This is a genomic window from Streptomyces sp. NPDC087270 (assembly GCF_044744625.1).
Lineage (GTDB): Bacteria > Actinomycetota > Actinomycetes > Streptomycetales > Streptomycetaceae > Actinacidiphila.
In genome coordinates this window covers 23,928-37,361 of sequence record NZ_JBIUYR010000015.1, presented here as the reverse complement: position 1 = coordinate 37,361, position 13,434 = coordinate 23,928, and the positions used below count along the sequence as shown (strand labels likewise).

The following is a 13,434-nucleotide window of genomic DNA, read 5'->3' as shown; positions in this document are numbered from 1 at the left end:
GGGCGATGCCGGCGCCATCCGCGGGGAACCCCGCCGCGTCGGGTCAACCCGGCGCGGCGGGGCGGGAGTTCGTGGGGCCAGGGCTCAGCTGCTGTGGGAGACGGTGAGCCCGTAGAAGGCGACGCGGGCGCCGTTGGTGGTGCTGTCGGAGGAGGACTGGTTGTAGGAACCGGCCTTGAAGTACTGCTTGTAGGCGTCGAAGGACGACGCGATGGCGTAGTGCGTGGTACTGCCGTTGACCGTCAGGTCGATGGTGTCGCCGCCGGAGACGGCGATCGTGTAGCTCCAGGTCTTGCCGATCGACACGTGGCCGACCGTGTGCGTGGTCTGGCCGCCGGACGGCGAGTTCTCCACGCCGGCCACGATGTCGCCGTTCGCGTGGTAGTAGAGCTCGATCAGCGGCTTGGTGGACGACCCGCCGCTGCCGAGGTGGATCTGCCCGACGCAGACGTTCGACGTCACGGAGACCACGCGCAGCGTCGCGTTGAGCTTGTGGCTGCCGCCGAGCGACCAGTCCGCGGCGCTGCCGTTGGAGTTCATCTCGCGCAACTCGGAGCGGGCGTAGTTGGAGTTGGGCGTGGTGACGCCCTTCTCCGGGGCCCAGAAGGTCATCGCGCCGTCGCGGGTGTCGGTGTAGAAGTACGAGTCCTGGAAGCCGTCGTCGCCCTGGAGTTGGGAGGACGGGATGGTGGTCGGCGAGCCCGGGGAGCCGACGGGCTCCTGCAACTCCCAGACCGACAGGTTGAAGTTGCCGCCGGGCGCCTTGGTGGGGGACGCGGCGCTCGCGCTGGTGGTGCCGAGGAGCCCGAGGGTCGCGGCGACGCCCATGGCGGTCGCCGCGACGAGGAGCTTGGAGCGGATTCTCATGTGGGGGGGAACCTTCCGTGCTCGTTGTTCAGTTACGTGAACTAGGTCTAGTCCTTTGGACGTTCACTTGGATAGCACGGGCGGGGCGGGCCGTCAATGACCCTGTATAGGAATGGAGTTCATGTCGCTGAACGTCAACTCGACGGCGTGCGGCGGGATCGGGGCGAGCGGAACGCGTACGGGCGGTTCGGCACGGGCAAGCGTGCACGGGCGAGCGGGTACCGGGTACGGACGAGCGGGTGCGGGCGGAACGGCACGGAAGGGGTGCGGGCGGAACCGCAGGGAAGGGGTCCAGGCGGTTCGGCGGCGGGCCGGCCGCTACAGACCCGTCACCGAACTCGACGCCGTGAGCTCGTAGACGAGGGTGATCTCGCACCGTTCGCCCGGGCCGAGGGCCAGTGCGTAGCGGACGATGCCCTCGTCGTCGGGCTCGTCGGGGGCGGGTGACGAGGACTCGGCCCGCACCCGTACCTCGACCGCCGAGACCTCCGACACCGGGACGCGCTCGCGGATCACCAGTTCCTGCGCGCCGCCGCCGTACGGTGCGTCGAGCCGGGACACGAACAGCCGGACCTGACGGGTGATCACCGTGCGCTGGTTGATGGCGGCCAGCCCCGCGGTGTCGCGGGTCTCCTCGACCTGGCGGACCACCCGGAAGGTGTCCTCGCTGCCGAACGCCAGCCGGACCTGGGCGCCGACGCCGGTGAACGCCAGCTCGCCGCGGCCGACGAAGCCGCTGCCCCGTACCAGGTCCACCGGTCCGGCCAGCAGCACATGGCCGGCCGCGTTGGTGAAGTGCGCGGTCGTCACCAGCAGCGGCGACAGCTCGGGGGCGCAGGTGCGCTCCGCGCGGCAGGGCGCGGTGAAGGAGGACAGGTGCACGCGGTGCGGCCGCCCGTCGGAGGGGACGTCGACCGGGTGCGGGGCGGCCAGCGTACGTACCGCGCCGCCGTCGTCGAGCCCCGGCAGACGTGCGGCCCCGGCCCCGCCCGCGGCACCGGTCCCGGGTGCGCCCGCGTCGCCGGCCGAGTCGTCGCCGACTGTACGGATCTCCTCCTCCCGGAGGTTCACCTCCACGGTGCGCCGCTCCTCCGCCGAGCGCTCGCGCAGCGTGAGCACGTCCTCGGTGAGGGCCGGCGGGTTCGCGGCGAGGGTGGGCCGCGCGGTGGACAGCGACAGCGCGACGCCGTGCCAGTCCTCGCCGGTGGCCTGCCACACGAACGCGTCGGTCTCCAGCCGCACGGAGTCCCGGTCCGCGCCGAGCGTCGCCCGGTAGGCGGGCCGCCACAGCGCGCACGGGACGAGATGCGTGACACGGACCTCCGCCGGGCCGGCGCCCTCCGCCTCCACGACGAGTTCGACGTGCGCGGTCAGCACCTGCGGTTCGCTTTCGGTGGCCGCCAACGCCGCCCGGGCCTCGCCCAGTTCCTCGCCGATGTCGTGCAACCGGCGGCGCAGCCTGTGCAGTTCGCCGATGCGGGTCTCGGCCTCCTGGTCCACCCGGTCCAGCCGGTCGGCCCAGCGCTCCGGATCGGCGGAGCCCGCGCCCGCACCCTGCACGATGTCACGGTGCAGATCGGTCCTGGCCTGGTCGATCACGGCGAGCGCGTTCTCCTGACGCTGCTTCAGCTGCCGCGCGTCGTACAGCTCCCGTTCCAGTTCGTGTACGTCGCGGCGCAACTGCGAGGCGTCGAGGCCGGGTTCGCCGGGCGGAGCGGGCGTGTACGCGCGGACCACGCGGGCGTCCACGACGCGGGCGGCGGGGGCGGGTTCGCCGGAGGCGGGCGCACCGTCCGCGCGATCGCCGTCCGCGCGATCGCCGTCCGCCGGGCGGGCGGAGAGGTCCGCGCGCAGCGAGCGGTCGACGGCGAGCGGCGTGACCGGGCCGACCCGCAGCCGCTGCACACCGGCGACGAGCGGCACGGTGCCGGTGCGTTCGACCTGGGCGCGGTCCTCCAGGCAGGTCACCGCGGTGATGGGCAGGTGGAGCAGGTCCCGCTGAGCGGCGGCGTCCGCACCGGCGCCGGCAGGAGCGGAGTCCGGAGCGGCCGGGGTCTCCCGGGCGAACGAGGAGTTCCGGGTGGACGGGAAGTCCGTTGCGGGGAAAGGGTCCTGGGCGGGCGAAGGGTGCTGGGCGGCAGACATGGTTCAGTTCCTCCGGTTTCCGCCGACGACCGACTTCCCCACCGGCAGCCGGATCTCGAACCCTCCGGTGAGGGTCGCGGTCCGCCCCGGCTCCAGCGTGACCCGCCACACCCGGGCCCCGGCGACGTAGGTCCCCTCCTGGCCGTCCAGTGGCGCGCCGGGGTCGGTCCAGCGCGGCTCGGCCCGACGCTCCTCGATGCGGACGTCCTTGTCGGCCGAGGTCGGTATGCGCTCGCGCACCTCCACGAGCGCCGGGTACGGCAGCCGGTTGGCGACCTCCACCTCCACGGTGTGGTCGAGCACGGTGGTGCCGCCGCGCAGCCCGGCGGTCGACTCGCGCATGTGGGCCCGCCGCGCCACCTGGACGCTTTCGGCCACCCCGAGGCCGACCGCCTGCCGCTGCCCCGGGGCGAGGGTCGGCAGGGCCGCGGTGCGCACGAAGTCGCCGTCGACCATGACGTCGGCGGGGCCGGCGAGCAGCGGGTGCGCGGAGGTGTTCGTGACCAGGACCGTGCCGAACACGGCGGTGTCCTGCGCCGGGACGCAGACGTACTCGAACTCGGTGCGGACCGGGATCTCGCTCACCGGCACCGTGTGCCACTGGCCGTCCGCCTCGACGTCGGCCGGTGCCGCGGTGTCGAAGCGGTAGTCGAACGAGCCGGCCGACAGCCGGACGTCCACCGCGTGCGCGGGGCGGGCCAGGCGCGCCACGGCCGCGGCCCGGCGGCGGTACTCCGTGACGACCGCGTCCGTGCCCTCACCGGCGGTGCGCAACGTGCCGCGGCCCTCGGGCGCCTGCGGGCCGGCCATCACCAGGCTTGCGTAGTCGAGGAGTTCGGCGGCGGGGGCGAGGTGGGCAGGCGGCGCGGGCTGCGGGGCCAGGGCCGGCAGCGGTGCGGTCGGCAGCGGCGGGGCCCCGGGGGCGGGTCCCATGTCCGCGGAGACCTTGGGCCGGCGGGCGGCGGCGCGGTGCCGGGGCTGCGCGGACGGGGGCGCCGGCGCGGGCGGCGCGGACCCGGAGAACGAGCGGGTGACCTCGGCCGCGCCTCCGTAGCCGAAGTCGGCCTCCTCCTGCGCCGCGCCGTGGCCCTCGCCCAGCGGCCCGAAGGACGGGGACCGGGTCAGGGCGCCTCCCGGCGCGGGCGGCACGACGGGGGCGGAGGCCAATGCGTGACCCGCCGCCGGCAGTTGCGGGTGGCGCGCGTCCTCGGCGGCCTTCGCGGTGTCGTAGCCGGTGAACAACTCGTCGAGGCCGGGCGGGGGTTCGCGCCAGCCAGGGCCGGCGGGCTCCTGCTGGCTGCGGCCGATCCGCAGGCTGCGCAGCTCCGGCAGGTCGGCGCGGCGCAGCAGGTCGGCGGTGGACAGGCCGAGCCGTACGCCGGTCCAGTCCTCGCCGGTCCGCTGGGCGACGCAGGCGCGCAGCACCAGGGTGCCGGCGCCGCTGCCGCCGTCCAGGCGCAGTTGGTAGACGGGGGCCCAGGTGGCGCCGGGTACGTGGTACTCCAGTTCCACCTCGGCTGCCGCGGAGGAGTCGGCGGCGTCATCGGAGGGGTCGGTACCGTCATCGGAGGGGTCGGCGCCGTCGGAGGAGTCGGTACCGTCCACGGAGACGGTGCCGTCATCGGAGAGGTCGGCGCCGTCGGAGGAGTCGGAACCGTCCACGAAGACGGTGCCGTCGGCCGGGCCCGCGCCGTCGGACACCAGGGTCACCACCGCGTACACGGACGGCTCCACCCGGTCGGCGAGCAGCGCGCCGGACGACTCGTTCAGCCGGTGCCTGAGGACGTCGGCGTCGTGTTCGGCCTGCTCCAACTCGTCCTCGGTGGCGCGCAGTCGGGTGTGCAGGACGGCCAGCCGCGCGTCGACGAACCCGGCCAGCGCGAGGATGGACTCCACGGGCGCCCAGCGGGGCGGGTCGCCGCGCCGGGTCTGGGGCGGTTCGGCCCGGAACCCGGCGACCTCCTCGATCTCGCCCGCCAGCCGCTCGCGCCGGTCCCGCAGCCTCGCCAGGCGGTCCTCGGCGTCCTCCAGGTCCAGCCGCAGGCCGGGGGCCTCCTCGCCGCGCCGCAGCGTGGCCGCGACATCGACGCGGATGTCCGCCACCCGCAGCCCGGGCGGCCCCGACACCACGCTCCCGCGCAGCGAGCCCGCGCTCAAGGTCGGTGGCAGGCCGCCGATCCGGACCCGGACCGTACCGTCGCCGCCGGGAGCGGACTCGGGTGCGGCCGTGGACGCCGGCCCAGCCGCGGTCACGGCCGTAGGCAGGACGACCGAGGCTCGGCGCGTGCACACCGCGCCCTCGGCGTGCACCACGACCGCTGTCAGCACGGACCGCGCCTCTCCCGGCCCGCTCCCGCTGTCCGCGGTGCTGGTCGGCGCGCTCTCGCCGTTCTCCATGCCTCCCCCTGCCGGCCGGCGTGCTTCCGGTCACGGGGACCGGAACTCGTCCGTACCCTAGCCGAGTTCGGCCGGGCGCCCGCAGGCGCGGGGCTCAGGCGAGGGTGGCGACCAGGATCGCCTTGATGGTGTGCATGCGGTTCTCGGCCTGGTCGAAGACGACGGACCGCTCGGACTCGAAGACCTCGTCGGAGACTTCGAGGTAGTCCAGGCCGTGCCGCTCGTGGATCTCACGGCCGACAGTGGTGCCGAGGTCGTGGAGCGCGGGCAGGCAGTGCAGGAAGGTGGCCTGCGGATTGCCGGTGGCCCGCATCACGTCGGCGGTGACGGCGTACGGGGAGAGCAGCCGGATGCGCTCGTCCCAGACCTCCTTGGGCTCGCCCATCGACACCCACACGTCGGTGTGCACGTGGTCGGCGCCGCGGACGCCCTCCTCGACGCTCTCGGTGAGGGTGATCCGCGCCCCGGTCCGCGCCGCCAACCCGCGGGCCTGCGCGACCACGTCGGCCTGCGGCCACATCGCCTCGGGCGCGGCGATCCGTACGTCCATGCCGAGCAGCGCGCCGGTGACCAGCAGCGAGTTGCCCATGTTGTAGCGGGCGTCGCCGAGGTAGGCGTAGGAGATCTCGGACAGCGGCTTGGGGTTGTGCTCGGTCATGGTGAGGACGTCGGCGAGCATCTGGGTGGGGTGCCACTCGTCGGTGAGGCCGTTCCACACCGGTACTCCGGCGTGCGCGGCCAGTTCCTCGATGGCGGTCTGGGCGTGCCCGCGGTACTGGATTCCGTCGAACATCCGGCCCAGCACCCGGGCGGTGTCCTTGATCGACTCCTTGTGGCCGATCTGCGAGCCGGACGGGTCGAGGTAGGTGGTGCCGGCGCCCTGGTCGGCGGCGGCGACCTCGAAGGCGCTGCGGGTCCGGGTGGACGTCTTCTCGAAGACCAGCGCGATGTTCCGCCCGCGCAGCCGCTGCACCTCGGCGCCCGCCTTCTTGGCCGCCTTCAGCTCCGCGGCCAGCTCCACGAGGTGGCGGAACTCCTCCGGAGTGAAGTCCAGCTCCTTGAGGAAGTGCCGGCCCTTGAGGTCGACGGCCATGCGGAACTCCTAGCGTGCGGCGTCATCGAATACTGGAACCCTATACGATGATCGGCATTCTTATACAGCCCCCTGAGGTAGGCCGCCGGTCACACCGCGTCGCGCTCGATCGGGCAGGTCATGCAGCGCGGCCCTCCCCTGCCCCGGCCCAGTTCGCTGCCGGGGATCTCGATCACCTCGATGCCGCGCTTGCGCAGGAACGTGTTGGTGGTCGCGTTCCGCTCGTAGGCCACCACGACGCCCGGTTCCACCGCCAGGACGTTGCAGCCGTCGTCCCACTGCTCGCGTTCGGCGGCGTGCACGTCCTGGGTGGCGGTGAGCACGGTGATCGCGTCGAGGCCGAGGGCGGCGGCGATCGCCCGGTGCATGTGCTCGGGCGCGTGGTCGGTGACCTTCAGCTCGCCCTCCTCCGCGCCCGGCTCGATGGTGTACGACCGGAGCATCCCCAGGCCCGCGTACTGGGTGAAGGTGTCGCCGTCGACCATGGTCATCACCGTGTCCAGGTGCATGAACGCCCGCCCCTTCGGCATGTCCAGCGCCACGATGGTGCGGGCCGAACCGGCCTCGAACAGCCCGCGCGCCAGCATCTCGACGGCCTGCGGGGTGGTGCGCTCGCTCATCCCGATCAGTACCGCGCCGCGGCCGATCACCAGCACGTCGCCGCCCTCGATCGTCGACGGGTACGCGTTCTGGCCCTCGGACCAGACGTGGAAGCCGCCGTCGGCGAAGAGCGGGTGGTGCCGGTAGATCGCCTCGAAGTGCACGGTCTCGCGCTGCCGGGCCGGCCAGCGCATCGCGTTGATGCTCACCCCGTCGTAGACCCAGGCGGAGGTGTCGCGGGTGAACAGGTGGTTGGGCAGCGGGTTGAGCAGGAAGTCGTCCAGGTCCATGGCGTGGAACCGGACCGAGACCGGCTCGGCGAACCGCTCCAGGAACTCCCGTTTCGTCATGCCCCCGACCAGCGCCTCGGTCAGGTCCGGGGCCGGCAACTCGTCGAACGCCGCTCGCAGGTGCCCGGTGGCCAGCGGGCCGTACTCCTTCTCGTCGAAGACCCGGTCCAGGACGAGCCGCTTCGCCGCCGGCACCTCAAGCGATTCGCACAGCAGGTCGCCGAAGAGGTGGACCTGCACGCCGCGGTCGCGCAGCACGTCGGCGAACCCGTCGTGCTCGGCCCTGGCCCGTCGGACCCACAGCAGGTCGTCGAAGAGCAGCGCGTCCTTGTTGGTCGGGGTCAGACGCTTCAGTTCGAGATCGGGGCGGTGCAGGATGACGCGGCGCAGCCGCCCGGTCTCGGAGTCGACGTGGAAGCCGTTGTCCGCCATGGAAGCCATGGAAGAAGAGCTTCCCACGTCGGGGACGGCTCAACACGGCAGCGCGCCCGTTGTGCCGGGTCGGTGGTGTGCCGGGGGCCGGGGCGTGGCGGGTGCGGGGGGTGTGGTGGGTGCGGGGGGGTGTGGTGGGTGCGGGTGGCTACGGGCACCGGCGGTGCCGTACCGCGGTATGCGGCACGGCACCGTACGCGTACGGCCCGACGGGGGCGGACGGGTTCACCGCCGCGGGTTCACAGCCGCGGGTCGACCGGCTCGGACTCCAGCGCGAGCACCGCGAAGACCGCTTCGTGCACCCGCCACAGCGGCTCACCGGTGGCGAGCCGGTCCAGCGCCTCGAGGCCGAGGGCGTACTCGCGCAGGGCGAGGGACCGCTTGTGGCCGAGCGTACGGCCGCGCAGCCGGGCCAGGTGCTCGGGGCGGGTGTACTCCGGACCGTAGATGATCCGCAGGTACTCCCGGCCGCGGCACTTCACCCCGGGCTGCACCAGTCGGCCGGACTCGGTGCGTACCAGCGCGGCCAGCGGCTTGACCACCATGCCCTCGCCGCCCGCCTCGGTCATCTCCAGCCACCAGCGCACTCCGGCGGCCACCGACTGCTCGTCGCCGGTGTCGACGTGCAACCTGCGGGTGGGCTGGAGCAGGCCGCTGGTGTCGGCCTCGACCAGGCGGTCGATGAGGGCGAGCTGCCGGTCGTGCGGCACGTCCGCGAGGCTGCGGTCCTGGACGGCGAGCAACTGGAACGGTGCCAGCCGCACCCCGTCGAGCCCGTCGGTGCTCCAGCAGTAGCGGCGGTACGCCTCGGTGAACGCGGCCGCGTCGGCGGCCCGCTTACCCTGCCGGGACAGCAGCGTGGAGACGTCGGTGCCACGCTTGGCCGCCGCCTCCAGCGCGGCGAGGGCGGCGGGGAAGGCGGCGCCGGACGCGGCGCCCACCGCGGCGTACTGCTTGCGCAGCAGACCGGACGCCTTCAGCGACCACGGCAGCAACTCGGCGTCGAGCAGCAGCCAGTCGGTGCCCAGCTCCTCCCACAGGCCGGCGGTGGTGACGGCCGCGCGCAGCCGGGCCAGCACCTCCTCGGTGACGGCCGGGTCGTCGAAGAAGGGCCGGCCGGTGCGGGTGTGCACGGCGCCGGTGACCCCGGGGGCGGTGACGCCGAAGCGGTCCCTGGCGGTGGCCTCGTCGCGGCAGACCAGGGCGACCGCGCGCGAGCCCATGTGCTTCTCCTCGCAGACGACCTGTGCGACGCCGTCGTCCCGGTAGGCGGCGAACGCCTCGGCCGGGTGCTCCAGGTACCCCTCCTGGGTGGACGTGGCGCACGGCGACATGGTCGGCGGCAGATAGCCGAGCAGGCGCGGGTCGACCGAGAAGCGGCTCATCACCTCCAGGGCCGCGGCCGCGTTCTCCTCCCGGACGGCGAGCCGGCCCATCCGGGAGGTCTCGACGGTACGGCGGCCGGCGACGTCGGCGAGGTCGAGCGGACGGCCGTCCTTCGCGCCGGGCGCGGGCGTGGCCAGCGGCTTCACCGGCTCGTACCAGACCTGCTCGGCCGGCACGTCGACGATCTCCCGCTCCGGCCAGCGCAGCGCGGTCATCCGGCCGCCGAAGACGGCGCCGGTGTCGAGGCACAGGGTGTTGTTGATCCACGACGTGGTCGGCACGGGGGTGTGGCCGTAGACGACGGCGGCGCGGCCGCGGTAGTCCTCGGCCCACGGGTAGCGCACGGGCAGGCCGAACTCGTCGGTCTCGCCGGTGGTGTCGCCGTACAGGGCGTGCGAGCGGACCCGGCCGGAGGTGCGGCCGTGGTACTTCTCGGGCAGCCCGGCGTGGCAGACCACCAACTTGCCCCCGTCCAGCACGTAGTGGCTGACCAGGCCCTCGACGAAGGTCTTCACCTTCGCGCGGAACCCGGGGTCGCGCTCGTCCTCCCGCTCGAACTGCTCGATGGTCTCGGCGAGGCCGTGGGTGTGCTGCACGTTGCGGCCCTTGAGGTAGCGGCCGAGCTTGTTCTCGTGGTTGCCCGGCACGCACAGGGCGGTGCCCGCCTCGACCATGCCCATCACGCGGCGCAGCACGCCAGGGCTGTCCGGACCCCGGTCGACCAGGTCGCCGACGAACACGGCGGTGCGGCCCTCGGGGTGGGTGCCGTCGCGGTAACCGAGTTTCGCCAGCAGCGTCTCCAGCTCCGAGCTGCATCCGTGCACGTCGCCGATGATGTCGAAGGGGCCGGTGAGGTGGGTCAGGTCGTTGTACCGGCGCTCGGTGACCACCCGCGCAAGGTCCACCTCCTCGGTGCCGCGCAGGATGTGGACCTTGCGGAAACCCTCGCGCTCCAGGCCGCGCAGCGAGCGGCGCAGCTCGCGCGTGTGGCGCTGGACGACGTGGCGGGGCATCCCGGCGCGGTCCGGGCGGGTCGCGTTGCGATCGGCGCACACCCGCTCCGGGACGTCCAGCACGATCGCGATCGGCAGCACGTCATGCTCGCGGGCCAGCGCGATCAGCTGGCGGCGCGCCTCGATCTGCACGCTGGTCGCGTCGATCACGGTGCGGCGCCCCGCCGCGAGCCGCTTGCCCGCGATGTAGTGCAGCACGTCGAACGCGTCGCGCGTCACGCTCTGGTCGTTCTCGTCGTCGCCGACCAGGCCGCGGCAGAAGTCCGACGAGATCACCTCGGTCGGCTTGAAGTGCCGCGCGGCGAACGTGGACTTGCCCGAACCGGTGGCCCCGATCAGCACGACCAGCGAAAGGTCGGTGACGGCCAGCTCGCGCGGCGGCTTCACCGCGTCCGGCGCGGCCGCGGAAGCCGGTGTGTCCTCGATCTGCGGGGTCCCCGGGGTCCCCGGGGCGTCCGGGGTGTCCGGGTTTCTACGGTGCTCGGTCATGCGACGGCCTCCTTCTCGTCCTTGTTGTCCTGGTCCCGCTTACGGTCCTGCTCGCGGCCCTGCCTACGGTCTTCACCGGTCCCGGCGCCGTGTTCCGCGTCGGGGCCCCCGGCGAGAGCGAAGACGGCCATCTGCGTGGGCGCCCCCACCTCGGGGTCGTCCGGCCCGACCGGCACGAACCGCACCTGGTAGCCGTACTGCTCCGCCACCCCGTCCGCCCACGCGCCGAACTGCGCCCGCGTCCACTCGAACCGGTGGTCCGCGTGCCGCACATGCCCGGCCGGCAGCGACTCCCACCGCACGTTGTACTCGACGTTCGGCGTCGTCACGACCACCGTCCGCGGCCGAGCCGCCCCGAACACGGCGTACTCCAGTGCCGGCAGCCGCGGCAGGTCCAGGTGCTCGACCACCTCGCTGAGCACCGCCGCGTCGTATCCCTTCAGCCGCGCGTCGGTGTACGCCAGCGATCCCTGGAGCAGCGCGACCCGCCCGGCCTGCCGCTCCCCCATCCGGTCCAGCCGCAACCGGCGCGCCGCGATGTCCAGCGCCCGCACCGACACGTCCACACCCACGATCTCGGTGAACCGCACCTCCTTCAGCAGCGCCGCCACCAACTGCCCCTGCCCGCAGCCCAGGTCCAGCACCCGCGCCGCGCCCGCCCCACGCAGCTCGGCGAGGATCGCCTCCCTGCGCTGCACCGCCAGCGGCGCCGGCCGCTCCGCCACCTCCTCGGGCACCTCCGGCTCCACCGCGTTGTCGATCTCCTCCACCTCGATGTCATCGGCGTCGGCCAGCCGCACCAGCTCCAGCCGCTCCATCGCCTGCCGCGTCAGCGACCAGCGCCGGGAGAGGTAGCGGCTGGTGATCAACTTCTGCTCCGGGTGCCGCGGCAGCCACCCCTCGCCGAACCTCAGCAGCTTGTCCACCTCGTCCGCCGACACCCAGTAGTGCTTGGCGTCGTCCAGCACCGGCAGCAGCACATACAGGTGCCGCAACGCGTCGGCCAGCCGCAACTCCCCTTCCAACGTCAGCGCCACATACCGCGACTCGCCCCACTCCGGGAACCTCGCGTCCAGCGGGATCGGCTCGGCCGCCACCCGCCATCCCAGCGGCTCGAACAGCTTCGCCACCAGCTCCGGCCCACCGCGAGCGGGCAGCACGGGCACCTCGACCCGCAGCGGCATCGGCGCCGCCGCCCGCTCCGGATGTGTCCGGCACTCCCCGCGCAGCGCGCTGGAGAACACCGTCCGCAACGCCACCGCCAGCAACGACGACGCCGCATACGGCCGGTCGTTCACATACTGGGCGAGCGCGGCATCGGGCGCGCCACCACGACCTCGGCCCTTCCCGCGCCGCACCAGCGCGGGCGAATCCACCTCCAGCAGCAACGCCGCGGTGGTCGACTCGGCGGTCGCCTCGGGGTAGAACACATGCGCCTCGCCGTACGCCGTCGAGAACGCCTGTGCCTTGTCCGGATGCTTGTGAAGCAAGAACCCCAGGTCAGTGGCCGGAACTTCGGTGCTGCCGGTGGCAGTGATCGTCATGAACACGTATCCGAGTATCGACGGCCGGGCTCCCGGCCGACACCGGATTACCGACCGCCCGCGCTCTGCTGCCCCGAACGCCCATCCCGGGACGGCCTGCCCGGGGACCGCCTGCCCCGGGACTGCCTGGCCGCTTCCTGCACCGCCGCCCGCCGAAGCAGACCGCCGGCTCAGCCGCCCCGCAACTCCGCCGCGACACCGGCGATCCCGGCCGGGCCCACCCGGCAGCAGCCGCCGACCAACCGCGCGCCCGCCTGCCGCCACACGGTCACCAGCCCCGGATCGAACACCGAACCCCCCACCCAGCGCCGCCCTTCGGCGTCCCACTGCTCTCCGCTGTTGGGATAGGCCACCACCGGCTTGCCCGAGACTTCCGCGGCCAACCGCACCGCATCCGTCACCTCGCCCGGGGCGCAGCAGTTGACGCCCACCGCGACCACCTCGTCCCGGCCCGCAACCAGCGCGAAGGCATCCTCCAACCGCTGCCCGGCCCGTGTCCGGCCGCCCTCGATGGTGTACGACAGCCACACCGGCACCCCGGCGCCCTCGGCCGCCCTCAGCATCGCCTCCCCTTCGTCGACATCCGGAACCGTCTCCAACGCGAGGACATCCGGCCCCGCCGCCGCCAGCGCCTCCATCCGCGGTCGATGGAACCTCTCCAACTCCCGCACGCTCAGCCCGTACCGCCCGCGGTACTCGCTCCCGTCCGCCAGCATCGCGCCGTACGGTCCGACCGACGCCGCCACCCGCACCCCGGGCCGGCCCGCTGCCGCCCGCCGGGCCAACTCGACGCTGCGGCGCAGGAGTCGTGTCGCCTCCGCGCGGCCGACACCGCGCTGCGCGAACCCTTCGTACGTCGCCTGATAGCTGGCCGTGGTGAGCACCTGGGCGCCCGCTTCCAGGTATGCGGTGTGTGCCGCGAGAATCTGCTCGGGCTCGTCCGCCAGGAGCCGTGCCGTCCACAGCGGGTCCGCCAGGTCGCAGCCCTGGTCCGCAAGCTGGTTGGACAACCCGCCGTCCAGTACCAGCGCCCCTTCGTCCGGCACGACCGGCCTTCCTCCGATCGCCTCACCTCCCTTCTCCGTTGCTTCTGCGGTGCGCTCTTCTCCGGCGGCCGGTCCGCCCGGCCCGCGGGCGGGGCCAGGCTCCGCCGCGGGCACGGGCGGCGTCACCGCGCC

Annotated in this window: 8 protein-coding genes; all 8 read right to left on the bottom strand. The window is 73.5% G+C overall.

All coding sequences use genetic code 11. The annotated features are described in order from the left end of the window. Positions 1-84: 84 nt before the first annotated feature. Positions 85-867, bottom strand: a complete 783-nt coding sequence (locus ACIPAE_RS27055) for a polysaccharide lyase family 7 protein (protein WP_402448553.1) — start codon at positions 865-867, stop codon at positions 85-87. A gap of 318 nt (positions 868-1,185) precedes the next feature. Further along, positions 1,186-3,012 (bottom strand): mucoidy inhibitor MuiA family protein, encoded by a 1,827-nt coding sequence (locus tag ACIPAE_RS27050; protein ID WP_402448551.1) that lies wholly within the window; start codon positions 3,010-3,012, stop codon positions 1,186-1,188. 3 nt (positions 3,013-3,015) lie between these two features. Next, entirely contained in the window at positions 3,016-5,409 is a 2,394-nt protein-coding gene (locus ACIPAE_RS27045; protein WP_402448550.1) for a DUF4139 domain-containing protein, read from the bottom strand. 94 nt (positions 5,410-5,503) lie between these two features. Continuing rightward, positions 5,504-6,502, bottom strand: coding sequence for an ornithine carbamoyltransferase (argF, locus tag ACIPAE_RS27040; protein ID WP_402448549.1), 999 nt, complete (start codon positions 6,500-6,502; stop codon positions 5,504-5,506). Positions 6,503-6,591: 89 nt separating this feature from the next. Continuing rightward, complete coding sequence (locus tag ACIPAE_RS27035) at positions 6,592-7,833, bottom strand: arginine deiminase (protein ID WP_329363891.1); 1,242 nt, start codon at positions 7,831-7,833, stop codon at positions 6,592-6,594. Between the two features lie 230 nt (positions 7,834-8,063). Further along, a complete protein-coding gene (locus ACIPAE_RS27030) occupies positions 8,064-10,712 on the bottom strand; it encodes a polynucleotide kinase-phosphatase (RefSeq protein WP_402448546.1) in 2,649 nt (882 codons plus the stop codon). After that, positions 10,709-12,262: a 3' terminal RNA ribose 2'-O-methyltransferase Hen1 gene (locus tag ACIPAE_RS27025; RefSeq protein ID WP_402448545.1), complete on the bottom strand. Its 1,554-nt coding sequence runs from the start codon at positions 12,260-12,262 to the stop codon at positions 10,709-10,711. The genes ACIPAE_RS27030 and ACIPAE_RS27025 overlap by 4 nt, the downstream gene beginning before the upstream one ends. Before the next feature lie 164 nt (positions 12,263-12,426). Continuing rightward, positions 12,427-13,302: a homocysteine S-methyltransferase gene (gene mmuM, locus ACIPAE_RS27020; protein WP_402448543.1), complete on the bottom strand. Its 876-nt coding sequence runs from the start codon at positions 13,300-13,302 to the stop codon at positions 12,427-12,429. Between the last annotated feature and the right edge of the window lie 132 nt (positions 13,303-13,434).

Coding starts and splice junctions, on each gene's coding strand:
- ACIPAE_RS27055 (WP_402448553.1), bottom strand. CDS start 867: ATGAGAATCCGCTCCAAGCTCCTCGTCGCGGCGACCGCCATGGGCGTC.
- ACIPAE_RS27050 (WP_402448551.1), bottom strand. CDS start 3,012: ATGTCTGCCGCCCAGCACCCTTCGCCCGCCCAGGACCCTTTCCCCGCA.
- ACIPAE_RS27045 (WP_402448550.1), bottom strand. CDS start 5,409: ATGGAGAACGGCGAGAGCGCGCCGACCAGCACCGCGGACAGCGGGAGC.
- argF (WP_402448549.1), bottom strand. CDS start 6,502: ATGGCCGTCGACCTCAAGGGCCGGCACTTCCTCAAGGAGCTGGACTTC.
- ACIPAE_RS27035 (WP_329363891.1), bottom strand. CDS start 7,833: ATGGCTTCCATGGCGGACAACGGCTTCCACGTCGACTCCGAGACCGGG.
- ACIPAE_RS27030 (WP_402448546.1), bottom strand. CDS start 10,712: ATGACCGAGCACCGTAGAAACCCGGACACCCCGGACGCCCCGGGGACC.